The sequence below is a fragment of the Streptomyces hyderabadensis genome, from assembly GCF_020404845.1.
GTDB classification, from domain to species: Bacteria; Actinomycetota; Actinomycetes; order Streptomycetales; family Streptomycetaceae; genus Streptomyces; species Streptomyces hyderabadensis.
This window is the reverse complement of record NZ_JAIOJZ010000001.1, coordinates 106,106-130,547: the sequence shown is the minus strand read 5'-3', so window position 1 is coordinate 130,547 and position 24,442 is coordinate 106,106. Positions and strand designations below refer to the sequence as shown.

Below are 24,442 nucleotides of genomic sequence, written 5' to 3'. Positions count from 1 at the left end.
CCCGCCCCAGAAGGTACGCGTGGGCAGCCCTCGAGTGTCAGTGGCGAGGCATAGACTTCGACGCTGACCCCCCGGATCGACCGCCGCCAGTCGTCCCCAGTTTTCCCAGGAGGCCGCACGTGTCCAAGCCGCCGTTCACGCACCTGCACGTCCACACCCAGTACTCGCTGCTGGACGGCGCCGCGCGGCTCAAGGACATGTTCAACGCCTGCAACGAGATGGGCATGACGCACATCGCCATGTCCGACCACGGCAACCTGCACGGGGCGTACGACTTCTTCCACTCCGCGAAGAAGGCCGGGGTCACCCCGATCATCGGGATCGAGGCCTACGTCGCGCCCGAGTCCCGGCGCAACAAGCGCAAGATCCAGTGGGGCCAGCCGCACCAGAAGCGGGACGACGTCTCCGGTTCGGGTGGTTACACCCACAAGACCATGTGGGCGACGAACAGCACGGGACTGCACAACCTCTTCCGCCTCTCCTCCGACGCGTACGCCGAGGGCTGGCTGCAGAAGTGGCCGCGGATGGACAAGGAGACCATCAGCCAGTGGTCCGAGGGCATCGTCGCCTCCACCGGCTGCCCCTCCGGCGAGGTGCAGACCAGGCTGCGCCTCGGCCAGTTCGACGAGGCCCTGAAGGCCGCCGCCGACTACCAGGACATCTTCGGCAAGGACCGCTACTTCCTGGAGCTGATGGACCACGGCATCGAGATCGAGCACCGGGTCCGCGACGGACTCCTGGAGATCGGCAAGAAGCTCGGCATCCCGCCGCTGGTGACGAACGACTCGCACTACACCTACGCGCACGAGGCGACCGCCCACGACGCCCTGCTCTGCATCCAGACCGGCAAGAACCTCTCCGACCCGGACCGCTTCCGCTTCGACGGCACCGGCTACTACCTGAAGTCGACGGACGAGATGTACGCCATCGACTCCTCCGACGCCTGGCAGGAGGGCTGCGCCAACACGCGCCTGATCGCCGAGATGATCGACACCACCGGCATGTTCGAGAAGCGCGACCTCATGCCGAAGTTCGACATCCCCGAGGGGTACACCGAGGTCACCTGGTTCCAGGAGGAGGTCCGCCGCGGCATGGAGCGCCGCTTCCCCGGCGGCGTCCCCGAGGACCGCCAGAAGCAGGCCGAGTACGAGATGGACGTCATCATCCAGATGGGGTTCCCGGGCTACTTCCTCGTCGTCGCCGACTTCATCATGTGGGCCAAGAAGAACGGCATCGCGGTCGGCCCCGGCCGAGGCTCCGCGGCCGGTTCGATCGTGGCCTACGCGATGGGCATCACCGACCTCGACCCGATCCCGCACGGCCTGATCTTCGAGCGGTTCCTCAACCCCGAGCGCGTCTCCATGCCCGACGTCGACATCGACTTCGACGAGCGCAGGCGCGTCGAGGTGATCAGGTACGTGACCGAGAAGTACGGCGCCGACAAGGTGGCCATGATCGGCACCTACGGCAAGATCAAGGCGAAGAACGCCATCAAGGACTCCGCGCGCGTGCTGGGCTACCCGTACGCGATGGGCGACCGCCTCACCAAGGCGATGCCCGCCGACGTCCTCGGCAAGGGCATCGACCTCGACGGCATCACCAACCCGGAGCACCCCCGCTACAGCGAGGCCGGCGAGATCCGCTCGATGTACGAGAACGAGCCGGACGTGAAGAAGGTCATCGACACCGCCAAGGGCGTCGAGGGCCTGGTCCGGCAGATGGGCGTGCACGCGGCCGGCGTGATCATGTCCAGCGAGCCCATCGTGGACCACGCCCCGATCTGGGTGCGGCACACCGACGGTGTGACCATCACGCAGTGGGACTACCCGCAGTGCGAGTCGCTCGGCCTGCTGAAGATGGACTTCCTCGGCCTGCGCAACCTCACGATCATGGACGACGCCGTCAAGATGGTGAAGTCCAACAAGGGCATCGACCTCGACCTGCTGTCGCTGCCGCTGGACGACCCCAAGACCTTCGAACTGCTGCAGCGCGGCGACACGCTCGGCGTCTTCCAGTTCGACGGCGGCCCCATGCGCTCGCTGCTGCGGCTGATGAAGCCCGACAACTTCGAAGACATCTCCGCCGTGTCGGCCCTGTACCGCCCGGGCCCGATGGGCATGGACTCGCACACCAACTACGCGCTGCGCAAGAACGGCCTCCAGGAGATCACCCCGATCCACAAGGAGCTGGAGGAGCCCCTCCAGGAGGTCCTCGCGGTCACCTACGGCCTGATCGTGTACCAGGAGCAGGTGCAGAAGGCCGCCCAGATCATCGCGGGCTACTCCCTGGGCGAGGCCGACATCCTGCGCCGCGTGATGGGCAAGAAGAAGCCCGACGAACTGGCGAAGAACTTCGTCCTCTTCCAGGCCGGAGCCCGGAAGAACGGCTACAGCGACGAGGCCATCCAGGCCCTGTGGGACGTGCTGGTCCCCTTCGCCGGCTACGCCTTCAACAAGGCGCACTCGGCCGCGTACGGCCTGGTCTCCTACTGGACCGGCTACCTGAAGGCGAACTACCCGGCCGAGTACATGGCCGCCCTGCTCACCTCGGTCAAGGACGACAAGGACAAGTCGGCCGTCTACCTGAACGAGTGCCGGCGCATGGGCATCAAGGTGCTGCCGCCCAACGTCAACGAGTCCATGTCGAACTTCGCCGCGCAGGGTGACGACGTGATCCTCTTCGGCCTCTCCGCGGTGCGCAACGTCGGCACCAACGTCGTCGAGTCGATCATCAAGTGCCGCAAGGCCAAGGGGAAGTACGCGTCCTTCCCCGACTACCTGGACAAGGTGGAGGCGGTCGTCTGCAACAAGCGGACGACGGAGTCGCTGATCAAGGCCGGTGCCTTCGACGAGATGGGGCACACCCGCAAGGGCCTCACCGCGCAGTACGAGCCGATGATCGACAACGTGGTCGCGGTCAAGCGCAAGGAGGCCGAGGGCCAGTTCGACCTGTTCGGCGGCATGGGCGACGAGCAGAACGACGAGCCCGGGTTCGGACTCGACGTCGTCTTCGGCGAGGACGAGTGGGACAAGACCTACCTCCTCGCCCAGGAGCGGGAGATGCTCGGCCTCTACGTCTCCGACCATCCGCTCTTCGGCCTGGAGCACGTGCTGTCCGACAAGGCCGACGCGGGCATCGCCCAGCTCACCGGCGGCGACTTCGGTGACGGCGCGGTCGTCACCATCGGCGGCATCATCTCGGGCCTCCAGCGCAAGATGACCAAGCAGGGCAACGCCTGGGCCATCGCCACCGTCGAGGACCTGGCCGGCTCGCTGGAGTGCATGTTCTTCCCGGCGACCTATCAGCTGGTGTCCACCCAACTCGTCGAGGACGCCGTGGTGTTCGTCAAGGGGCGGCTCGACAAGCGGGAGGACGTGCCCCGGCTGGTCGCGATGGAGCTGATGGTCCCCGACCTGTCCAACGCGGGCACCAACGCACCCGTGGTCCTCACCATCCCGGCCACCCGCGTCACCCCGCCGATGGTCAGCAGGCTCGGTGAGATCCTCACCCACCACCGGGGCGACAGCGAGGTGCGGATCAAGCTCCAGGGGCCGACGAAGACGACGGTGCTGCGCCTGGACCGGCACCGGGTGAAGCCCGATCCGGCGCTGTTCGGCGACCTGAAGGTGCTGCTCGGGCCGTCCTGCCTGGCGGGCTGAGCGGAGAAACGAGCGAGGGGCGCGCCCGGTTGCCGGGTGCGCCCCTCGTCGTCGCGGGGGCCGCGACGGCCCGTACCGCGGGTGTCAGTTGTGGCCGAAGCGCTTCCCCCGCTTGCGGGAGGCCGGGTCGCCGGGCGTCGTCAGCTGCGGGGAGTGCTGCTCCTCGCGCTCCAGCACGGCCGACTCGGCGGTCTGCGGGGAGCGCTCGGACCGGGGCTGCTTACGATCACGGTTGTTCTTGTTCTTGGCCATGGTGATCTACCTCCTGAGGGGGATCTAGGGGCCAGGGCCGGATCCAGATTCACACAGCCCAACAAAGAACGCATATCGGGCAATTACCGTCCGTGACGTGGTTCGACGGGGTGCGGGGTGCCGAAACGCCACGCCGAAGATCGAGTTCGGGCCGTTAACCTCCGCGTGGTCGGGCAGACTCGAAGCAAGCCCGAAGCAAACCTCCCGGAAAGAGGGTGGATCGCGTGGACCGCTGCATCGTCCTGGTGGACGCCGGGTATCTGCTGGGGGCCGCCGCGAGTCTCCTGGCGGGAGAGCCCTCGCGCTCGCGCATCACCGTCGACCACGCCGCCCTCATCCAGGGGTTGCGCGACCGCGCCGAGTCCGACACGCAGCAGCCCCTGCTGCGCATCTACTGGTTCGACGGCGCCCCCGACCGCGTCCCGCAGCCCGAACACCGGCGGCTGCGCGTCATGCCCCGGGTGACCGTCCGGCTGGGCGCCCTCACGCGCAGTGACGGCCGCTGGGCGCAGAAGGGCGTGGACGCCGCCATGCACGCCGAACTGACCGAACTGGCCCGCAACCGCGCCTGCTCCGACGTGGTCCTGGTGACCGGCGACGGCGACCTGCTGCCCGGCATGATGGCCGCCAAGGAGCACGGCGTCGCCGTCCACCTGTGGGCCGTACAGGCCGCCGACGGCGACTACAACCAGTCCGAGGACCTGGTCGCCGAGGCCGACGAACGCCGCGTCCTGGACCGTACGTGGATCACGAAGGCGGTACGCGCCAAGGAACTCGGCGGCATCTGCGCGCCGCCGCCCGTGCCCCGCCCCGAGATCGCCGCGATCCTCTCCGCGCCGCTGCCCGAGTCGGCGCTCTCCGCCGCCCAGCGGCCCGCCGAGCAGCCCGAGCACCCCACCACGGCCGCCGCGGGGCAGGACGGCACCGACCAGCGGGTACCGCCCGCCAAGGGCGTCCCCACCCCCAAGGACCTCGCCGCCCTGCGCGCCCCCGGCGCCGCCCACCCCGCCCCGCAGCCGGCCAACGCCACCCTGCGCTGGTCCTCCGACAAGGGCTGGGTCGACCGGCCCGCCGCCGAGCCCGCCGAGGCCGCCTCGCTGCCGACGCTGGCCCAGCTCACCACGGCCGAGCAGCGCTGGGCCGACCGCGAGGAGGACATCACCACGGTCGGCGGCGACCCGTACGAGGTGGGGCAGGTTTTCGCCCGGCGCTGGCTCGAACGCCTCGGCGACCACGGCCACCTGCAGAAACTGTCCGGGATGTACCCGCGCATCCCGCACCGCGTCGACGGCGAGCTGCTGCGCTACGCGGCCCGCTTCGGGCTGCTCGCCCACAAGGACGACCAGATCGACGAGCACGACCGGTACGCCATCCGGGCCGGGTTCTGGCGCGAGATCGACGTGCGCACGGCGACCGAACGGACGCCCGCCGCCGAGTGAGGTGCCGCGGCGCCCGCCGACGAGCGGCGCCTGCCGCAGGCACACCGGCGGAATCCGCCGCAGGGACACCGGGCGGACCCTGCCGCACGGACGGCCGGCGCCCCCTGCCCCGCGGGCGCCGGCGACACCTGCTGAATCGACACTTATGGGCGGACCCGGGAGCGGGCCGGGGGGACCGACCCCGTAGTCTCGTCCCTTGTGAGTACGCGCGCGGCACAGGCATCTCGACCCGGTGGCGATGCCGTGTGCGTGGTGCGCGCACTGACCAAGACCTATCCGGCCCAGCGCGGCAGGCGCGGCGTACCCGCCACGCCCGAGGTGCGGGCCACCGACGACGTCACCCTGGACATCCGCCGCGGTGAGATCTTCGGACTGCTCGGACCCAACGGCGCCGGCAAGTCCACCCTCGTGCGCCAGCTCACCGGACTGATGCGGCCCGACGCCGGCCGCGTGGAGATCCTCGGCCACGACATCGTGCGCCACCCGGAGCGGGCCGCGCGGATCCTCGCCTACCTGGGGCAGGAGTCCAGCGCCTTGGACGAGCTGACCGTGTCGCTCGCTGCCGAGACCACCGGGCGGCTGCGCGGCCTGGAGGTGCGGCAGGCCCGCGCCGAGCGGGACGCCGTCCTGGAGGAGCTGGGCCTGACCGGGCTCGCCGGCCGCCCGCTCAAGAAGCTCTCCGGCGGTCAGCGCCGCCTGGCCTGCTTCGCCGCCGCACTGGTGGGGGAGCGGCCGCTGCTCGTGCTCGACGAGCCGACCACCGGCATGGACCCGGTTGCCCGGCGCGCGGTGTGGTCGGCCGTCGACCGGCGGCGCGCCGAACACGGCACCACCGTGCTGCTCGTCACCCACAACGTCATCGAGGCCGAGACCGTCCTCGACCGGGTCGCCGTCCTCGACCGGGGACGCGTGATCGCCTGCGACACGCCCTCCGGGCTCAAGGAGAAGGTCGCCGGCGAGGTCCGGGTCGAGCTGGTGTGGCGGGAGAGCGCGCCGCTGAACGTCCCGGAGGTCGCCGCCCTGCGCGACCGCGTCGTCGAGTCGGGGCGCCGCTGGACCTTGCGGCTCGCCCCCGAGGAGGCCCGCGCGGTCGTCGCCACCGTCACCGGCGGCGCCGCCTTCGCCGCCCTGGACGACTTCACCCTGGCCACGCCCAGCCTGGAGGACGTGTACCTGGCGCTGGGCGGCGCCGTGCGACAGGGACTGGTGAGGGCGTGAGCACGCGAGCGGTGAGCACACCGGCCGCCGCATCCGTACCCGTCGGGGCGAGTGCCTCCGCCGGGGCGACCGCTTCGAACGACCCGAGCGAAGGGGAGCTGCGCGACGTGAGTGTCGTATCCGCCGATGCCCTGCGGGGCACCGCCCCGGCAGCCGAGGGGCGGCACGCGGCCGGCCCGGCCGAGCTGGGGCCCAGGGCACGGCTGTGGCCCTCCCTGGTGGCCGTGTACCGGGCGCAGCTGTCCCGGGCGCGGGTCGCGCGCATCCCGCTGCTGTTCGTGGCGACCTTCCAGTCGGTCGGCATCATGATCCTGATGCGCGGCGTGGTGGACGGCGGCGGCGAGGCACGGGCCGTGGTCGCCGGGTCCGCGGTGCTCGTCGTGGCCTTCGTCGCGCTGAACCTCCTCGCCCAGTACTTCGGCCAGCTGCGCGCCAGCGGCGGCCTCGACCACTACGCGACGCTGCCGGTCCCGCCCGCCGCGGTGGTGCTGGGCGCGGCGGGCGCGTACGCGTCCTTCACCGTGCCCGGCACCGTGGTCACCGCGGTGTTCGGGTGCCTGCTGTTCGGGCTGCCGATGACCCACCTGTGGGTGCTGGTGGCCGTGATCCCGCTGGCGGGCGCCGCCCTGGCGGGCCTGGGCGCGGCGCTGGGGCTGCTCGCCCCCCGGCCCGAGTTCGCCACGCTCCTCGGCCAGCTCGGCATGTCGGCGGCCCTGCTGCTCGGCGTGCTGCCGCCCGAACGGCTGCCGCAGGTGGTCCGCCTGGCCCGGGACCTGCTGCCCTCCACGTACGGCGTGGAGGCCTTCGCGCGTACCTTCGGCGAGCGGCCCGACTGGGGCTTCGTCCTCGGCGACCTCGCGGTGTGCGCCGCGGTCGGGGTGATCTCGCTGGCCGTGGCCACCTGGGCGTACCGCCGGGCCGCCGTCCGGTGACGCGCCGCACAGCCGGGTTTGGCACGATGGCACGGTGACCGCACCCTTGACTCCGCCACCGCCGCCGCACGAACACTCCTCGTACCAGGGCGGACCGGTGCCGCCGCCCGTCGGCGCCCACGCGGTGGGAGCCGCGTCCGGCGGTACTCACGACCCCTACGGCCCGCACGGCGAACAGGACGGCCCCGGGATGCTGACCGAAGTGCGACAGGCAGCCGTGACCGCGGTGGCGGTCGCGATCTTCGGCGCCCTGCTGGGCGTGCTGTGGTGGCAGCTGGCACCGAGCGTGCCGCTGGTCGGCGAAGTGGTCAACGACAGCTGGGTCGTCTACCTCAAGGACTCCGAGGGCGAGCAGGCGATCGGCGTCGACGGAACGTTCACGCTGCTCGCGCTGGCGTTCGGGGCGCTCAGCGGGGTGGTGGTCTTCCTGCTGCGGCGGCGCGGGGGCGTGCCGCTGGTGGTGGCCCTGTGCGTGGGCGGTCTGCTCGGGTCGCTGCTGGCCTGGCGGCTCGGGGTGTGGCTCGGGCCGGCGCAGGACGTGATCGCGCACGCCAAGGAGGTCGGCAAGGGGGTGACGTTCTCCGCGCCGCTCAAGCTGGGCGCCAAGGGGGCGCTGCTGGCCTGGTCGCTCGCGGCGCTGGTGGTCCACCTGGGGCTGACCGGCCTGTTCGGGCCCCGGGACCCGGAGCCGGATCCTTGGCCGGCACCGGGGCAGTATCCGTCGGGACCCTACGGGGACAAGCCGGTTCAGGGCTGACCCGGCTGACCTGGCTAGGCCGGGCGGCGGCCGTGGTTCGCCCGGCCCTTCTTGGCGCGCCACCGGCGTTTGCGTGTTCGCTTCGACATGTCCTGTCTGATTAGCCGAGGACAGGGGGCCTGTCGAGGGGTCAGGCGCGTCCGACCGGAGCCAGCACGGCGTCTGTCAGCTCGACCAGGTCGTCGGGGGCCAGCTCGACCTCCAGGCCGCGGCGGCCCGCCGAGACACAGATCGTGGCGTGCTCAGCGGCCGACGCGTCCAGGACCGTCGCCAGCCGCTTGCGCTGGCCCAGCGGGGAGATGCCGCCGCGCACATAGCCCGTGGTGCGCTCGGCGAGCGCCGGGTCGGCCATCGCCGCCCGCTTGCCGCCCACCGCGGCCGCCAGCGCCTTGAGGTCCAGCTGGCCCGCCACCGGCACCACCGCGACCGTCAGGGCGCCGTCGACGTCCGCCACCAGCGTCTTGAACACCCGCTCCGGCGGGACGCCCATCGCCTCGGCCGCCTCCTCGCCGTAGGACGGGTGCGCCGGGTCGTGCTCGTAGGCGTGCACCGTGTACGCCACCCCGGCCGCCGTGAGCGCCACCGTCGCGGGCGTGCCGCCCGCCTGCTGCTTCTTCGCCTTGCCGGGCTTGTTCGCCTTCTTCGCCATGCGGGCCAGTACCTCAGTTGAGACTCGTCGGGCCGCGCGTCAGGTCCTGCGCGGGCAGCGACGGCAGCGTACGGATGATGGACGTCTCCGAGCGAAGGAGTTTCAGCTCGTCCCGCAGCCGCGAGGCGGTGTCCGGGGCCTGGAGCAGGCGCTGTTTCGTCGGCGTGTCCAGCATCATCGCGGCGGCGACCAGGTAGGACACCACACCCGGTTCGTCCGGCAGGTCGGCGCCGGTCGCCAGCGACCGTTCGCGTGCCCCCGCCAGCCGCTTCTGGTACTGCCGGAAGGACCGCAGCACGCCCTCCGCGAGGGCGCCCGCCTCGTCGCCGGGCTCCTCGGGCAGCGGATCCAGCTCCGCCGTCAGGAACGGCCCCGAGGCATCCACCGAGAGCAGCCGCACCCGGGTCGTGCCGGTCGCCAGCACCTCGAAGGTGCCGTCGGCCCGCTCCCGGACGGTGGCCGCGTCCGCGATGCAGCCCACCTTGTGGAACGCCTTGAGCGGGTCGGTCCCGAACCCGGCCGTCGGCCCGAGCTCGACGGTGGCCGTCGGGTCGGGCAGGCCGGGGGCGGTCCTGGCCACCTCGTGGCCGTCGCGGATCGCCACGACGGCGAACCGGCGTGGTTCGTCCTCGGGGGTCTTCAGCAACTCGCGCATCATGGCGCGGTAGCGCTCCTCGAAGACGCTGAGGGGGAGCACCAGCCCCGGGAACAGGACCGAGTTCAGGGGGAAGAGGGGGAGCCGGACGGTGGTCACGACGCAGAAGCCTAATGGTCGCCGGGGCGGACGCGTCCGCCGTGCCCATTTCGCGGCGGTCCCGAACCCGCCGTACCGGCCGCCGGGACCGCTGCCGCCGCGCGTGCGCGGACGTCCGCGCGCACCCGGAGGAAGCCGCCGAGCGGGTCGTCCGTGTCCCGGTCCCACGGGAAGGACGTGACGTACGGGCCGGTCAGCCGCAGCTGCTCTGCCGCGTCCCGGTGGCGTTCCAGGCGTACGAGGACGTGGACGAGCAGGTTCCGCAGCTCCGCCGCCCAGGGATCGGCCGCCGGGTGGGCCGCCGAGAGGGTGATCGCGCGGTCCGCGGCCGCGTCCAGGCGGGGGCGGTGGGCGCGTACGGCGGCGGGTGTGGGGCAGGTGAGGGCCGCGTGCAGCGGCAGCGCCCGTACCAGCGCGTCCTCGGGCGCGTCCTGGGCGGCCGTCTCCGCGAAGTCCAGGCACTCGCCGTGGGCGTCGGGCGAGGCGGCGGCCAGGTACTCCAGGGCGGCGACGTGGCTGCCGTAGTGGTGCGGGCTGCGGCGGACCGCCTGCTCCCACAGCCGCTCGAACTCGGTGTGTCCGGCCCGCGCGCCCCGTGCGGCGTCCAGCGCGGTCCGCCACGGCACCGGGTCGGCGGGGCCGGCGGCCTCCGCGGCGGCGACGACGGCGGGGAGCACCTGGCGCAGGAGCTCGGCGCGGGCCGGTGAGCCCCAGTGGCGGTGGACCGTCAGGCGGGCGGTGACCAGGCGGGCGTCGGGGTCGTCCGGGGCGGCGGCGCGCCAGGAGTCGAGCCACTCGGAGCGGGAGCGGGCGAAGGCGGCGAGCCGGGTCGCGTAACGGTCGCGGTGGTCCCATTCGGCGCCCTCGCGGGTACCGGCGAGGAGGCCGGCCGCGGGGGCGTGCTCGCCCCGGGCGGCGGCGACGAGGACGGGGGCGAGGCGGTCGTCGGGGGCGTCGAGGAGCACGTCGTCGTCTTGGGCGGGCCGTGCTGACCGGGAGCGGGCCCGGGCGGCCGCGGACCGCAGGAACGCGCGCAGCATGGCCAGTACGACGGTCGAGGGTTCGGGATGGTTGTGCGGCTCGGGCCCGTCCTTGGCTCCGCCTTCGGGGTCCCTGGACGCCCACCCGCACCCGCGCGGGCCCCGGCGGGGCTTCCCGCCGGGGGGCGGCTGCCGGGCGCGGCCGGGGCCGGTGGTGAGGTCGGGGGAGTTTCTGGCGGACGTCGGGGTGCTGGTTGCGGGCCTGGGGTTGGGCTCTGCCTTCGGATTCGTGGTTTTCCACCGCGCGATGCGTGCGGCATGCGTCGCCGGGTGCGGGTGGCCCGTGCGGGGCTTCCCGCCGGGGCGGTTGTCGGGCGTGGCCGGGAGGGCCGGGGGAGTCCCGGGGCGACGCCGGGGCAGCGGCTGCGGGGTCAGGGCTGGGCCGGGCCCCGCAGACCCGGGGCTGCGCCGGGCGGAGCCGGGGGTCCGCCCCGGGGCCCCGGGGGCGAGGCCGGGGAGCCTTCCGGGTGGGTTCGCGCCCCGCTCCGGGTCCGAGACCCGGTCTTCTCCGGGCGCGACCGCGCGACCCAGCCGCTACGGGCGGGCACCGGGGCTCACCGGTCCCGGGGCGGAGCCGGGGCGCTCGCTGCCGGGGGAGTGCCCGGGATCCGTTCTGCCGCGGAGGCGAGCCGGGGCCGATCCCCCGGAGGGGTCAGTTGCGGCGGAGCAGGCGGGTGGCGCCCGCCGCGACCGTGGTCGCCAGGACCCAGCCCAGCAGGACCAGGGCCGTCGACAGCCACTGCCAGCCGTCGTGGAGCTGCCAGGAGCCCGCCTGGCCCAGGTCGATCACCGGGAGGAGGAGGTCGAGGGCGAAGAGCGCCGGGTTCCAGTCCGGGTGTTCGCCGCTCTTGAGCGGGGGCGGGTCCGCGCGGGCGAACGCGAGGGAGCCCGCCGCCCACAGGACCGCCATCCACACCGCCGCCCGGCCCGGACGGTAGCCGTAGGCGACCGTCCAGTCCTGCGCGTAGCCCACCAGCTTCGCGGCGACCGGCAGGCTCTCGCGGCGCCGACGGTGCTTGGCCAGCAGCACCTCCCTGGCGTCCTCGTCCTCGCCGCCGGCCCGCAGCACCGCGGCGAGCCGCTCGTACGGCTCCGGGTGGTACTCGGCGGTCGCGGCGCCCACCCAGCGCAGCCGCTTGGCCAGTGGGAACGGCCCGCGCGGCACCAGGTTCTCGTAGGCGAAGCCGCCCATGTGCAGCCGGCCGGGGCCCGGCCAGCTGTCCGCCCGGTCCATCAGGTTGACCACCCGCGCCCCCGACAGCACCACCCGCCCGCGCGCCGGACGCTCACCCAGGAAACGCAGCTCGGGCGTCTGCACCCGGCGCAGCGACAGCTCCTGGTCGTCGGTGAAGGTGAACCGGGCGTGCTCCAGGTCCAGCGCGTCGCCGAACCGCCCGTCGTCGAGCCGCACCCCGCCCTCGCACTCGAAGCGCTGGATGCGGGTGCCCTGGGCCGGGGTGGTGCCGCGCAGCAGCGGGCTGCCCAGGCCCGCCGGGGTCAGGTACAGCGTGCGCTCCACCGTCAGCTGCGGCGCGTTCAGCGCGTGCCGCGTGTACGGGTTGAGGAGCCGGGCACCGCGCAGGCTCAGCGACACGCCGACCTGGGCGCTGCGCAGGCTCACCTCGCCGTGCGACTCCAGCATCTCCGCCTGGAGGTCCTGCCCGACCGTCATGCCGTCCGCGGCGATGGACCGCCCGCTGCGGTCCCGGTGCACGATCGCCTGGTTGAGCAGCAGGTCGGTGCCTATCTGCGCGTCCGTGAGCCGGATGCCGCCCGGGAAGCGGGAGCGCGGCAGGTGCAGGTCGCCCTCGGTGTGCAGCCGGGCCGCCTCCAGGCGCGGCACCGCGCAGTCCACGATCCGCACCGTCGTGAACCGGGTCTCCGGCAGCAGCACCTCCCGGTCGAAGCGGCAGCGCCGCAGCTCCACGTAGGGCACCACCGTGCCGCCCGCCAGGTCCATCGTGTCGCTGATCCGCACGCCCACCAGCTGCAGCGAGGACACCCGGCCGGCGAGCGCCGGCGGGCCGTCGAGGAGCAGCCAGCACACGACACGGGCCCGCACCGTCCGCTCCGGCCCCCACGGGTGCCCGCCGTGCGGGTCGTCGACGAGCGGGTCGCCGCCGCTCAGGTCGTACACGCTGCCGTTGCGAAAGGCCTGCCACATGCCGGCCTCCGCGGTGGTCAGGTCGTCCGGCAGCTCTCCGTCACGATGGCCGGCCCCCTCGGTCACGGTGCTTCACTCCCTCCCCAACTACTCGTCGGTCGCTCACCCTTCGTACAACCGTTCATGCCCACTGAGTGACCTTCCGAACACTCAAAGTGAGCACGGATCGGACGAGTTCACCGTGGGGCGTGCGGTCCGTCGCGTTCCGTATCAGCCATTGATACGCGCGGACCGTGCCGGACGCGGGTCTGAGAGAATTGGTTCCGTGATCTCCCGAATCGATCTGCGCGGCGACGCCCTCCCCGAGGGTCCCGCCCTGCGCGACCTGCTGCCCCGAGCCGACTTCGACGTCGCGGCCGCCCTGGACAAGGTGCGCCCGATCTGCGAGGCCGTGCATCATCGCGGCGACGCGGCGCTGATCGACTTCGCCGAGCAGTTCGACGGGGTCAGGCTCGACCAGGTGCGGGTCCCGGCCGCCGCGCTCACGCGCGCGCTGGAGGAGCTGGACCCGGCCGTGCGCGCCGCCCTGGAGGAATCCATCCGCCGTGCCCGCCTCGTCCACCGCGAGCAGCGCCGCAGCACGCACACCACCCAGGTCGTGCCCGGCGGCTCGGTCACCGAGAAGTGGGTGCCGGTCGACCGGGTCGGGCTGTACGCGCCGGGCGGCCGCTCGGTCTACCCGTCGTCCGTGATCATGAACGTGGTGCCCGCGCAGGAGGCCGGCGTCGAGTCGATCGCCCTCGCTTCCCCGGCGCAGGCAGAGTTCGGCGGGCTCCCGCACCCGACGATCCTCGCCGCCTGCGCCCTGCTCGGCGTCGACGAGGTGTACGCCGCGGGCGGCGCCACCGCCGTAGCGATGTTCGCGTACGGCACCGAGTCCTGCCCGCCCGCCAACATGGTCACCGGCCCCGGCAACATCTGGGTCGCCGCCGCCAAGCGCTTCTTCACCGGGAAGATCGGCATCGACGCCGAGGCCGGCCCGACCGAGATCGCGATCCTCGCCGACTCCACCGCCGACCCGGTGCACGTCGCCTCCGACCTGATCAGCCAGGCCGAGCACGACCCGCTGGCCGCCGCCGTCCTGGTCACCGACTCCGTGGAGCTGGCCGAGGCGGTCGAGCGCGAGCTGGAGCCCCAGGTCGCCGCCACCAAGCACATCGACGACCGGATCGTCCCGGCCCTCAAGGGCCGCCAGTCCGCGATCGTCCTCGTCGACGGCCTGGACGAGGGCCTGCGCGTGGTCGACGCCTACGGCGCCGAGCACCTGGAGATCCAGACCGCCGACGCCGCCGCCGTCGCCGACCGTGTCCGCAACGCCGGCGCGATCTTCGTCGGCCCCTGGGCACCCGTCTCGCTCGGCGACTACGCGGCCGGGTCCAACCACGTGCTGCCCACCGGCGGCTGCGCCTGCCACTCCTCGGGCCTGTCCGTGCAGTCCTTCCTGCGTGGCATCCACATCGTCGACTACACGCGCGACGCGCTCGCCGAGGTCGCGCACCACGTGGTGACGCTGGCGGAGGCCGAGGACCTGCCCGCGCACGGCGCGGCGATCAAGGCGAGGTTCGAGTGGAAGGTCCCCCAGAGCAAGTGACGTTCGGCATCGACGATCTCCCCGTACGGGACGAGCTGCGCGGCAAGTCCCCCTACGGCGCGCCCCAACTGGACGTGCCGGTACGGCTGAACACCAACGAGAACCCCTACCCGCTGCCCGAGGCCCTGGTCGAGCGGATCGCCGAGCGGGTCCGCGTGGCCGCCCGCGACCTCAACCGCTACCCCGACCGCGACGCGGTCGAGCTGCGCACCAAGCTCGCCGAGTACCTGACGAACACCTCCGGGCACCCCCTGGACCTGCGCAACGTCTGGGCGGCCAACGGCTCCAACGAGGTCATCCAGCAGCTGCTGCAGACCTTCGGCGGGCCGGGGCGCACCGCGATCGGCTTCGAGCCCTCGTACTCGATGCACGGCCTCATCGCGCGCGGCACCGGCACCGGCTGGATCTCCGGGCCGCGCCACGAGGACTTCACCATCGACGTGTCCGCCGCCGAGCAGGCGATCGCGGAGCACCGCCCGGACGTCGTCTTCGTCACCACCCCCAACAACCCCACCGGCACCGCGGTCCCGGCCGAGACGGTCCTCGCCCTGTACGAGGCCGCCCAGGCGGCGAAGCCCTCCATGGTCGTGGTGGACGAGGCGTACATCGAGTTCAGTCACGGCGCCTCCCTGCTGCCGCTGCTGGACGGCCGGCCGAACCTGGTGATCTCCCGCACCATGTCGAAGGCGTTCGGTGCGGCGGGCCTGCGCCTGGGCTACCTCGCCGCGCACCCGGCCGTCGTGGACGCCGTCCAGCTCGTGCGGCTGCCGTACCACCTCTCGGCCGTCACCCAGGCGACCGCGCTGGCCGCGCTGGAGCACACGGACACGCTGCTGAAGTACGTCGAGCAGCTGAAGACCGAGCGGGACCGGCTGGTCGCCGAACTGCGGGCCATCGGCTACGAGGTGACCGAGTCCGACGCCAACTTCGTCCAGTTCGGGCGGTTCGCGGACTCCCACGCGACCTGGCGGAAGATCCTCGACCGGGGCGTCCTGGTCCGGGACAACGGCGTGCCGGGATGGCTGCGGGTCACCGCCGGCACCCCGGAGGAGAACGACGCGTTCCTCGACGCGGTACGTGAAGTCAAGAAGGAGCAGAACACATGAGCCGCGTGGGACGCGTGGAGCGCACGACCAAGGAGACCTCGGTCCTCGTCGAGATCGACCTCGACGGCACCGGCAAGACCGACATCGCCACCGGCGTCGGCTTCTACGACCACATGCTCGACCAGCTCGGCCGGCACGGTCTGTTCGACCTGACCGTGAAGACCGACGGCGACCTGCACATCGACTCCCACCACACCATCGAGGACACCGCCCTCGCGCTGGGCGCCGCCTTCAAGCAGGCCCTCGGCGACAAGGTGGGCATCTACCGCTTCGGCAACTGCACGGTCCCGCTGGACGAGTCCCTCGCCCAGGTCACCGTGGACCTCTCCGGCCGCCCCTACCTCGTGCACACCGAGCCGGAGAACATGGCGCCGATGATCGGCGAGTACGACGTGACGATGACCCGGCACATCCTGGAGTCCTTCGTCGCCCAGGCCCAGATCGCCCTGCACGTGCACGTGCCCTACGGGCGCAACGCGCACCACATCGTGGAGTGCCAGTTCAAGGCGCTGGCCCGGGCCCTGCGCTACGCCTCCGAGCGCGACCCGCGCGCGGCCGGCATCCTGCCTTCGACGAAGGGCGCGCTGTAACCCATGAACGGTACGTCCACCGCACTGATCGTCGTCGGCCTCTTCTTCCTCGGCGGCATCTACTCCTTCGCCAAGCAGCAGATGCCCAAGGGCCTGATCGTGCTGCTCTCCATCGGCGCCGGCATGTGTCTGCTCGCGGGCGTCCTGAGGCTGGAGGTGTGGAGTTGACCGCCGCCCCGGCAAAGAAGGTCGTCGTCTTCGACTACGGCTTCGGCAACGTCCGTTCCGCCGAGCGGGCCCTCGCGCGCGCGGGCGCCGACGTCGAGATCACCCGCGACTACGACAAGGCCATGAACGCCGACGGGCTGCTGGTCCCCGGCGTCGGCGCCTTCGCCGCCTGCATGGACGGGCTCAAGGCCGCCCGCGGCGACTGGATCGTCGACCGCAGGCTGTCGGGCGGCCGTCCGGTCATGGGCATCTGCGTCGGCATGCAGATCCTGTTCTCCCGCGGCATCGAGCACGACGTGGAGGCCGCGGGCCTGGACGAGTGGCCCGGCACGGTCGGACCGCTGCAGGCCGACGTGGTGCCCCACATGGGCTGGAACACCGTGGAGGCACCGGCCGACTCCCAGCTCTTCGCCGGCCTGGACGCGGACGCCCGCTTCTACTTCGTGCACTCCTACGCCGTCCACGAGTGGACCCAGGAGGCGCACAACCCGCTGCTCGCCGAGCCCAGGGTCACCTGGTCCACGCACGGCAAGCCCTTCGTGGCCGCCGTGGAGAACGGCGCGCTGTGGGCCACCCAGTTCCACCCCGAGAAGTCCGGTGACGCCGGAGCCCAGCTCCTCACCAACTGGATCGAGACCCTGTAGAGATGAGCCCGGTAGAAGAGATGAGCCCGGTAGAGATGAGCAAGCTCGAACTCCTCCCCGCCGTCGACGTCCGCGACGGCCAGGCCGTCCGCCTGGTACACGGCGAGTCCGGCACCGAGACCTCCTACGGCTCCCCGCTGGAGGCCGCCCTCGCCTGGCAGCGTTCCGGCGCCGAGTGGCTGCACCTGGTCGACCTGGACGCGGCGTTCGGCACCGGGGACAACCGCGCGCTGATCGCCGAGGTCGCCAAGGCGATGGACATCAAGGTCGAGCTGTCCGGCGGCATCCGCGACGACGACACCCTCGCCGCCGCCCTCGCCACCGGCTGCACCCGGGTGAACCTGGGCACCGCCGCCCTGGAGACCCCCGAGTGGGTCGCCAAGGTCATCGCCGAGCACGGCGACAGGATCGCGGTCGGCCTGGACGTACGGGGCACCACGCTGCGCGGCCGCGGCTGGACCCGTGACGGCGGCGACCTCTACGAGACGCTGGACCGCCTCAACAAGGAGGGCTGCGCCCGGTACGTCGTCACCGACATCGCCAAGGACGGCACCCTCCAGGGCCCCAACCTGGAGCTGTTGAAGAACGTCTGCGCCGCCACCGACCGCCCCGTCGTGGCCTCGGGCGGCGTGTCGTCCCTGGACGACCTGCGCGCGATCGCCGGGCTCGTCCCGGACGGTGTCGAGGGTGCCATCGTCGGGAAGGCCCTCTACGCGAAGTCGTTCACCCTGGAAGAGGCCCTGGAGGCTGTGTCGACATGACGTCCGAAGCCGTACGGCGCGTGCAGAGCGGAAGTCCCTGGGAAGAGTCCTTCGGTTTCGCACGGGCCGTGGCGGCGGGTGATCGTGTCGTCGTGGCGGGCACCACCGCCTTCAAGGGCGCCGTGCTGTACGGCGAGGGCGACCCGTACGAGCAGACCAAGGTGGCCTTCGGCACCGCCGTCGAGGCCATCGCCGAGTTCGGGCTCGGGATCGAGTCCGTGATCCGGACCCGTGTGTACCTGGCACATTCCCGCGACGTCGATGAGGTGGGCCGCGCCCACAAGGAGCTGTTCGGCTCCGTACGCCCGGCCACGACCCTGCTGGTCGTGGAGGGCTTCATCGACTCGCGGGTCCTGGTGTCGGTCGAAGTGGAAGCGTATAGAGGAGCCGTGGATTCATGACCCTGGCGGTCCGAGTCATCCCCTGCCTGGACGTGGACGGCGGCCGGGTCGTCAAGGGCGTCAACTTCCAGAACCTGCGCGACGCGGGCGACCCCGTCGAGATGGCCAAGGTGTACGACGCCGAGGGCGCCGACGAGCTGACGTTCCTGGACATCACCGCCTCGTCGGGCGACCGCGAGACGACCTACGACGTGGTGCGGCGCACCGCCGAGCAGGTGTTCATCCCGCTGACCGTCGGCGGCGGGGTGCGCACCGCCGAGGACGTCGACAAGCTGCTGCGGGCCGGCGCGGACAAGGTGGGCGTCAACACCGCCGCCATCGCCCGTCCCGACCTGATCCGCGAGATCGCCGAGCGCTTCGGCCGCCAGGTCCTCGTGCTGTCGGTCGACGCCCGCCGCACCGAGGCCGGCACCTTCGAGGTCACCACCCACGGCGGCCGCCGCGGCACCGGCATCGACGCTGTCGAGTGGGCGCACCGGGCCGCGGAGCTGGGCGCGGGGGAGATCCTGCTCAACTCGATGGACGCGGACGGCACGAAGGACGGCTACGACCTGGAGATGCTGGCCGCGGTCCGCAAGCACGTGACCGTCCCCGTGATCGCCTCGGGCGGCGCGGGCAGCCTCGCCCACTTCGCCCCCGCGGTCGATGCGGGCGCGGACGCCGTCCTGGCGGCATCCGTCTTCCACTTCGGCGACCTGCGGATCGGCGAGGTGAAAACCGCACTGCGCGAGGCGGGCCACCCGGTCCGGTAGGGCGAACAGGGGGCGGAAACACGCACAGAACCGCTGGAGCTGTTCCACCGGTCTGACACGGCTGCTGATCGCGAGACCGTCGGCCTGCTGTGCAGGCGCGGTGACGTGACCGTGATGGGAGACTCCCAGCATGGACATGGGGCGTGAGTCGCGGTGGGAAAAGGACGCGATGACGGTGGAGATCGTTTTCGCCCTGGTGACCGCAGCCGTGCTGGCTGGGGTGATCGTTGCCGGCGCATGGGCGCTCGCCGTGGTCCTCGGCCTCTCTGGTTCGGCAGAGAAGGGCCTGTTGGTAGGGGGCGCACTGCTCGGTGCGGTGGCCGGGGTGTGTCGTCTGGTGCGGGTGCTGCTTCGATTCGACGACCAGCGTCGAAGGGGCCGCTGACCCGGACGGGCTGCGGCAGTTGTTCCAGCGGGTGGCGCCCTACGAGGCGACCGTGCTGGTCGCAGTCCTCAATGAGTGGCGGTGACCAGCACTTTCACAACGGAACCCTAGTACTCCAGGGTGCCTTCGTGGCCTTGTAGGGAATCCTGGACGGGAATGGGTACGGTCACCGCGTGGTCATCGGGGGCGTGTGGACTCCCTTCGTCTGACCGGGTCGTCCGACCGGGTCGGCGAGGCGGTCACAGGATGAGTATGAGCTTGCCGCCGGGGCGGCGGGACTGGCTGAGTTCGGCGGCTTCCTGGATCTGGTCGAGGGTGTAGGTGCGGGCGACCGGTACGACCAGGACGCCTTCGCCGGCGAGCCTGGCGAACTCGTCCATCCGGTCGTAGCGGATCTCGGTGGTGATCCGGACGCCCAGTTCGGCTGCGGCGGCGAAGTCCGCGACGGTGAGGACACGGTCGGGATCCCCGGTCAGCTCGATCAGGGTCGGTAGCGGGCCGCCGGCCGGACTGGGCTGGTCGGCGCGGTCGACCCGGCCCCCGGTCGGCGCGGTGTCCAGGGCGCGGTCCACGGGGCCCTGGGCCAGCGCACCGACGCGTTCGGCCATGCCCTCGCCGTAGGCGGTCACCTGGGCGCCGATCTCTTCCAGGGCGGCGGCCCGGGTCGGCCCGGCGGTGGCGATCACCCGAACACCCCGGTGCAGTGCGAAGCGCACCGCCGCCTCACCCACGGTGCTGCCCGCGCCGTGGACGAGCAGTAGCTCACCCGGCTGGACGCCGAGGTCGTCGAGCGCGCGCCACGCCGTCTCGGCCGCCATCGGCAGCGCGGCGGCCTGCTCGGCGGTTACGCCCTCGGGAATGCGGGCCCAGGCCGGCATCAGCGCGTACTCGGCGGCGCCGGCCGTCGGGCCGTCGAACGTGGCCGGGCCGAACACGCGGTCGCCGATCTGGACACCGGTGACGCCCTCGCCGAGCGCGTCGACGGTGCCCGCTACCTCGAGGCCGAGCCCGCGCGGCAGCGGCGGCAGACGGTCGGCGAAGAGACCGTCGACGAGGTGCCAGTCGGCCGGTGTCAGGCCGCACGCCCGCACGGCGATCCGGATCTGGCCGGGTCCCGGCTCCGGCTGTGGGACGTCGCGGAGCACGATCACGTCCGGGGAACCGAACCGGTCGAATTGCAGAGCCTTCATGACGATCTCCCAGCTGATGACAGCATCTGTTGTCATCGACAGTACCAGCTGATGACAGCTTCTGTTGTCGTACACTGGTGGACATGCCGCGATGGGAATCCGACGCACAGGGCCGGCTCGAACGCGCGGCACTCACGCTGTTCGAGACGCAGGGGTTCGAGCGCACCTCGGTCGCGCAGATCGCAGACGCCGCCGGTCTGAAGGAGCGCTCCTTCTACCGCTACTTCCCCGACAAACGGGAAGTCCTCTTCGCCGGCAACGAACTCGAGGCCCACCTCGTCGCCCAGGTCGAGGCGGCCGACCCGGAACTCACCCCGATCGAGACGCTGCTGACCGCGCTGGGAACAGCAGAGGAGATCTTCCGCCCACGCGAGTTCCTGCTGCGCCGTGGAAAGGTCATCGCCGCCAACCCGGCACTGGCCGAGCGCGATCTGATCAAGCTCGCCGCCATCGCCGACGCGCTGGTACCGGCGCTCGAGCGCCGCGGCGTCGAGCCCGGAAGAGCACGCTTCGTCATCGACGTGGCGCTGGCGATCCACCGGCGCGCCGTGCCCCGCTGGCTGGCCGAGCCTGACACCACCCTCGCTCAGCTCATGGCCCAGGCCGCCGCCGAGCTGCGCGAAGTGGTCACGCCGCCGGCGCCAACAGTGCGCTGAGGCGGGCGCAGAAGCCGTAACCCGGCACATTGGCTTCGCCGGCAGTAGCGCGCGGGCCTGTCGGCTGCGGCGCGTCCTTGTGTCTTCCGGGCTGGTTACAGTGGCGCCCATGAGCGAGCACTCCGGCCCTCGGCCCGTGTCACCCACGCTGTTCGGCGCGGGTGGCGACTGGCTTCCCGTCACCGCGGGTGAGTCGGGGGCCTGCGTCTTCCGCAGTGCGGATGCCGCCCGGTACGCCAAGTGCGTGCCCGCCGCGGACGCGGCCGACCTGAGGGCAGAGCGCGACCGGACCGCGTGGCTGAGCGGTCAGGGCGTACCGGGGCCGCAGGTTCTCGACTGGTACTCCGGTGATGCGGGCGCCTGCTTGGTCACGAGTGCCGTCACCGGCGTACCTGCCGATCAGGTGCAGGCAGATGAACTGTGGGCCTCCTGGGAGCGCATCGCGGATGCGGTCCGCCGGCTGCACGAGCTGCCCGTGACGGAGTGCCCCTTCCGCTGGGGCCTGGACGCCATGGTCGCCGTGGCGCGTGACGTCGTGGCCCGTGACGCCGTGAACCCGGAGTTCCTTCCCGTCGAACAGCAGCACACGCCCGCCGCCGAGCTGCTGGCCCGCGTCTCCCGGGAGATCCCCCGGCGACGGGACCAGGAGGTCGCCGACACGGTCGTCTGCCACGGGGACCTGTGCCTGCCCAACATCATCCTCGACCCGCAGACCCTGGACGTGTCGGGCTTCATCGACCTGGGCCGCCTCGGTCCGGCCGACCGCCACGCCGACCTGGCGCTGCTGCTCACCAACGCGCGCGAGACGTGGGCCGACGAGGAGCGGGCGCGGACCGCGGACGTGGCGTTCGCCAAGAGGTACGACATCTCCCTCGACCGCGACCGCCTGCGCTTCTACCTCCATCTCGACCCGCTCACCTGGGGCTGAGGGCCCCGAAGCGCATGGGCGGCCGGCCGCGTTCGGCGGCGCGCCGTCCGTTCAGGCGGGAGGGGTGGGTGGCGGCGTGGTGTGGTCTGAGGGGTGGTCCCCGGCGGGGGAAGGGCAGCCCGGCGGGAGGGACTGGCCGGCGTTGGGTGTGCACGCTTCGTACCCGCCGTTCTGCTCCTGGCCGTCGCCAAGGAGGAGGACCAGCAGGGTGACGACGGCGATGCCGACGAGGAGGGCTCCGCCGAGGTCGGGCTTCTTGTGGGCGAGGCAGACAGCCCCTGCGGCCAGTGCCAGCACCACGATGGTGTCCAGGTCGATGGTCACTGCTGTGTCCTTCGGCTAGAGGAGCCCGCCCGTCATGGCGTGGAGGTCTGGAGCGGGCGGGCTCCGGTCGTGCCGCGCATACCGGGGTCCCCGGATCGGCCGGGTGCGGTGTTCCTGGCGGCACGGTCAGAGTCGGATACGCAGAACCGTTGCCGGAATACGCACCGTCCCATCAGTTGGGAAATGGGAGCATTGCTCTCTGCGCAATGCGGCGACCGCGCGATCGGGGGGTCATGGGGAGCGAACGACGAGAGCAGCCGGAGCTCGGGCCGGTCCAGGAGAACGTGGTCGAGCCGGAACTGGCCTTCGTGGCGCGCCTGCGGGAGTTGTACCAGCACAGCGGGTGGAGCAGTCTGGGCGACTTCGCGCAGGCGGTGGGGTACAGCACGGGCACGATCTCCCGGTTCCTGTCCGGGGACCGGCGGCCCAGAGCCGACTTCCTGGACAAGCTGTTCCAGGCGCTCGAAATGAAGTCGGGCAGCCCGGTCACCGAGGAGACCCGCAGCAGCACTCGCCGCCTGTACTTCGTCTGCATCCGCGACAAGCGGCCGTACGAATACCGGGCGTTCGAACTCGAAGAGGAACTCAGAGCCTCTGTCTGGGAGTACCGGGCCGCGCAGCGCATGGTCGACGGCCTGGCCAGCGACCTGCAGGAGGTCCGCGGCGAACGGGACGACCTCGACCGCCGGCGGCGTGCCCTCGAGCAGGCGGCTGCTCGCGACGCGGTCCGCCGCGGCGAGCTGCAGCTGAGGCTGGAGAACGAACGCAACGACTACCTGGCCGCCCGAAGCGCTCTGAACGAACAGATCCAGGAACTCAACGAGGCGTTGCGGGAAGCGAGAGAAGACCGCGATCGGGCACGCGACCAGTGCGAGCGGCTCAACCACGGCCTGCGCCGGGCCAAGGCGCAGGCCGAGGACGAGCGGCAACGGCATCTGGACGAACAGCAGCGCCTGCGTGCGGAACGCGACCAGGAGCTGCGAGCGGCACAACAGCGCGCTGCCGCTCTGGAACAGGCTCTGGCCCAGGCCGAGGAAGCACTCCAGGACTGGAAGTCCCGCAGCAGCACCCGGACCCCCTCCGACGAGGGTGCTCGTTCCGCGCCGGTCCGGACGACGGGAGAGGCGGCAAGCGCTTCGGGGCGGCCGAAGGACGTACCGATGGCCGCCGAGGAGCAGGAACGGCAGCACGCTCACCACCTGCGCGCGTACGCGGCTCCGGTGGACGCCCCGGTGTCGGTCGGCTACCACGAGCCCCGCGGCCCCGGGGGCGAGCCCAACACCGGCATCGACTTCGCCGTCCCGGACCGGACGGAGGTCAAGGCGATCACTGTGGGACGTGTCGTCACCGCACGGTGGGGCGGAGCCTACGGCTACGAGGTCGTCATCCTGCACCACGACGGCAGGTACAGCCAGTACGCGCAGTTGGCGGCGCTGTCCGTCCGGGCGGGCGAGGAGGTGCAGCCGGGGCAGCGCATCGCACGCTCCGGCTCCACCGGAAACGCCTCCTCCCCGCACCTGCACTTCGAGATTCGTACGGCGCCCGATGCTGGATCCGACATCGCCCCAGTGCCCTACCTGGAGTCGAAGGGCGTGCGCGTTGCCTCCGGCGCAACACCGGGCCGACAGGCGCCGACGGAGCTTGCCGTGGCGGCGCAGGCCCGCCGGCTGCGCTCTCACGAGGCTGCGGAGCGACAGGCCGCCGTCACCGAGCTGAGCAACCTGATGCACGGACTTCCGCACACGGTGCCGGAGATCGTCGGCATCCTCTGTTCCTATCTGCGGCGCGCACCGGACGGTGGTGTTCCCTGCCCTGCCGACGACCCGGTGGCCCAAGCCGTCCTGCGAGCCGTGCTCGACCGGCCGTCCGAGACCGCTCTCGCCGTTGATCTCGCAGGCGCCAACCTCTCCCGCGCCGACCTGTCGGGAGCCGACCTGCACGGCGCCAACCTGAAGGGCGCACTTCTGGTCAACGCGTCCCTGACCGGATGCGATCTGAGGTACGCGGACCTCACGCACACGGACCTGCGCCGCACCGACCTCCGCGGTGCCGACCTCCACGGAGCGACGGGTCTTCGACCTG

At 72.0% G+C, this 24,442-nt stretch carries 24 protein-coding genes and 1 pseudogene; 17 read left to right on the top strand and 8 right to left on the bottom strand.

Annotated elements, in window-relative coordinates:
* The first annotated feature begins 119 nt into the window (after positions 1-119).
* A complete protein-coding gene (gene dnaE, locus K7854_RS00600; RefSeq protein ID WP_226024335.1) occupies positions 120-3,659 on the top strand; it encodes a DNA polymerase III subunit alpha in 3,540 nt (1,179 codons plus the stop codon).
* A gap of 84 nt (positions 3,660-3,743) precedes the next feature.
* Here dnaE and K7854_RS00595 read toward each other — a convergent pair whose 3' ends face one another.
* Positions 3,744-3,911 carry a hypothetical protein gene (locus K7854_RS00595; protein WP_226024334.1) on the bottom strand — a complete coding sequence of 56 codons (168 nt, stop codon included), beginning with the start codon at positions 3,909-3,911 and terminating at the stop codon, positions 3,744-3,746.
* Between the two features lie 224 nt (positions 3,912-4,135).
* Here K7854_RS00595 and K7854_RS00590 point away from each other — a divergent pair, with 224 nt between their 5' ends.
* From K7854_RS00590 to K7854_RS00575, 4 genes are all read left to right on the top strand, one after another.
* On the top strand, positions 4,136-5,350 hold the full coding sequence (locus tag K7854_RS00590) for an NYN domain-containing protein (RefSeq protein WP_226024333.1): 1,215 nt from the start codon (positions 4,136-4,138) through the stop codon (positions 5,348-5,350).
* 243 nt (positions 5,351-5,593) lie between these two features.
* On the top strand, positions 5,594-6,568 hold the full coding sequence (locus tag K7854_RS00585; RefSeq protein WP_226024332.1) for an ABC transporter ATP-binding protein: 975 nt from the start codon (positions 5,594-5,596) through the stop codon (positions 6,566-6,568).
* 107 nt (positions 6,569-6,675) lie between these two features.
* Entirely contained in the window at positions 6,676-7,500 is an 825-nt protein-coding gene (locus K7854_RS00580) for an ABC transporter permease (RefSeq protein ID WP_226024331.1), read from the top strand.
* Between the two features lie 34 nt (positions 7,501-7,534).
* Complete coding sequence (locus tag K7854_RS00575; protein ID WP_226024330.1) at positions 7,535-8,257, top strand: AAA family ATPase; 723 nt, start codon at positions 7,535-7,537, stop codon at positions 8,255-8,257.
* A 14-nt stretch (positions 8,258-8,271) separates the two neighbouring features.
* On the opposite strand, the gene K7854_RS37960 is transcribed toward K7854_RS00575, so the two are convergent.
* The 5 genes from K7854_RS37960 to K7854_RS00555 all read right to left on the bottom strand — a co-directional run bounded on the left by K7854_RS37960 (position 8,272) and on the right by K7854_RS00555 (position 12,930).
* Positions 8,272-8,346 (bottom strand): hypothetical protein, encoded by a 75-nt coding sequence (locus K7854_RS37960; RefSeq protein ID WP_486389168.1) that lies wholly within the window; start codon positions 8,344-8,346, stop codon positions 8,272-8,274.
* Positions 8,347-8,387: 41 nt separating this feature from the next.
* Positions 8,388-8,906 (bottom strand): Cys-tRNA(Pro) deacylase, encoded by a 519-nt coding sequence (gene ybaK, locus K7854_RS00570; RefSeq protein ID WP_226024329.1) that lies wholly within the window; start codon positions 8,904-8,906, stop codon positions 8,388-8,390.
* A gap of 13 nt (positions 8,907-8,919) precedes the next feature.
* Complete coding sequence (locus K7854_RS00565) at positions 8,920-9,660, bottom strand: LON peptidase substrate-binding domain-containing protein (protein WP_226024328.1); 741 nt, start codon at positions 9,658-9,660, stop codon at positions 8,920-8,922.
* Positions 9,661-9,671: 11 nt separating this feature from the next.
* Complete coding sequence (locus K7854_RS00560) at positions 9,672-10,700, bottom strand: hypothetical protein (protein ID WP_226024327.1); 1,029 nt, start codon at positions 10,698-10,700, stop codon at positions 9,672-9,674.
* A 652-nt stretch (positions 10,701-11,352) separates the two neighbouring features.
* Complete coding sequence (locus tag K7854_RS00555) at positions 11,353-12,930, bottom strand: oxidoreductase (RefSeq protein WP_226024326.1); 1,578 nt, start codon at positions 12,928-12,930, stop codon at positions 11,353-11,355.
* Positions 12,931-13,129: 199 nt separating this feature from the next.
* Here K7854_RS00555 and hisD point away from each other — a divergent pair, with 199 nt between their 5' ends.
* The 9 genes from hisD to K7854_RS00510 all read left to right on the top strand — a co-directional run bounded on the left by hisD (position 13,130) and on the right by K7854_RS00510 (position 19,262).
* Entirely contained in the window at positions 13,130-14,455 is a 1,326-nt protein-coding gene (hisD, locus tag K7854_RS00550) for a histidinol dehydrogenase (protein WP_226024325.1), read from the top strand.
* Positions 14,452-15,561, top strand: coding sequence for a histidinol-phosphate transaminase (locus tag K7854_RS00545; protein WP_226024324.1), 1,110 nt, complete (start codon positions 14,452-14,454; stop codon positions 15,559-15,561). Before hisD ends, K7854_RS00545 begins: the two co-directional genes overlap by 4 nt.
* Positions 15,558-16,151, top strand: coding sequence for an imidazoleglycerol-phosphate dehydratase HisB (gene hisB / locus K7854_RS00540; RefSeq protein WP_007448566.1), 594 nt, complete (start codon positions 15,558-15,560; stop codon positions 16,149-16,151). The genes K7854_RS00545 and hisB overlap by 4 nt, the downstream gene beginning before the upstream one ends.
* Before the next feature lie 3 nt (positions 16,152-16,154).
* The gene (locus tag K7854_RS00535; protein ID WP_003976764.1) at positions 16,155-16,319 is read left to right on the top strand and encodes a CG2302 family histidine operon protein; all 165 of its coding nucleotides are present in this window, start codon (positions 16,155-16,157) and stop codon (positions 16,317-16,319) included.
* On the top strand, positions 16,310-16,963 hold the full coding sequence (gene hisH, locus K7854_RS00530; RefSeq protein ID WP_372480975.1) for an imidazole glycerol phosphate synthase subunit HisH: 654 nt from the start codon (positions 16,310-16,312) through the stop codon (positions 16,961-16,963). The genes K7854_RS00535 and hisH overlap by 10 nt, the downstream gene beginning before the upstream one ends.
* 35 nt (positions 16,964-16,998) lie before the next feature.
* Entirely contained in the window at positions 16,999-17,724 is a 726-nt protein-coding gene (priA, locus tag K7854_RS00525) for a bifunctional 1-(5-phosphoribosyl)-5-((5-phosphoribosylamino)methylideneamino)imidazole-4-carboxamide isomerase/phosphoribosylanthranilate isomerase PriA (RefSeq protein ID WP_226024631.1), read from the top strand.
* A complete protein-coding gene (locus tag K7854_RS00520) occupies positions 17,721-18,125 on the top strand; it encodes a RidA family protein (protein ID WP_226024323.1) in 405 nt (134 codons plus the stop codon). The genes priA and K7854_RS00520 overlap by 4 nt, the downstream gene beginning before the upstream one ends.
* A complete protein-coding gene (gene hisF, locus K7854_RS00515; RefSeq protein ID WP_226024322.1) occupies positions 18,122-18,877 on the top strand; it encodes an imidazole glycerol phosphate synthase subunit HisF in 756 nt (251 codons plus the stop codon). Before K7854_RS00520 ends, hisF begins: the two co-directional genes overlap by 4 nt.
* 130 nt (positions 18,878-19,007) lie before the next feature.
* A complete protein-coding gene (locus K7854_RS00510; RefSeq protein WP_226024321.1) occupies positions 19,008-19,262 on the top strand; it encodes a DUF6332 family protein in 255 nt (84 codons plus the stop codon).
* 239 nt (positions 19,263-19,501) lie between these two features.
* Here K7854_RS00510 and K7854_RS00505 read toward each other — a convergent pair whose 3' ends face one another.
* Positions 19,502-20,452, bottom strand: coding sequence for an NADP-dependent oxidoreductase (locus tag K7854_RS00505; RefSeq protein ID WP_226024320.1), 951 nt, complete (start codon positions 20,450-20,452; stop codon positions 19,502-19,504).
* Positions 20,453-20,535: 83 nt separating this feature from the next.
* Here K7854_RS00505 and K7854_RS00500 point away from each other — a divergent pair, with 83 nt between their 5' ends.
* Together K7854_RS00500 and K7854_RS00495 are read left to right on the top strand one after the other, a co-directional pair.
* Entirely contained in the window at positions 20,536-21,108 is a 573-nt protein-coding gene (locus tag K7854_RS00500) for a TetR/AcrR family transcriptional regulator (protein ID WP_226024319.1), read from the top strand.
* Between the two features lie 109 nt (positions 21,109-21,217).
* The gene (locus tag K7854_RS00495; protein WP_226024318.1) at positions 21,218-22,036 is read left to right on the top strand and encodes an APH(3'') family aminoglycoside O-phosphotransferase; all 819 of its coding nucleotides are present in this window, start codon (positions 21,218-21,220) and stop codon (positions 22,034-22,036) included.
* 51 nt (positions 22,037-22,087) lie between these two features.
* Here K7854_RS00495 and K7854_RS00490 read toward each other — a convergent pair whose 3' ends face one another.
* Positions 22,088-22,360, bottom strand: coding sequence for a hypothetical protein (locus tag K7854_RS00490; RefSeq protein ID WP_226024317.1), 273 nt, complete (start codon positions 22,358-22,360; stop codon positions 22,088-22,090).
* 206 nt (positions 22,361-22,566) lie between these two features.
* On the opposite strand from K7854_RS00490, the pseudogene K7854_RS00485 reads away from it, so the two are divergent.
* Positions 22,567-24,414, top strand: a pseudogene (locus K7854_RS00485) (peptidoglycan DD-metalloendopeptidase family protein); the annotation flags it as partial.
* Between the last annotated feature and the right edge of the window lie 28 nt (positions 24,415-24,442).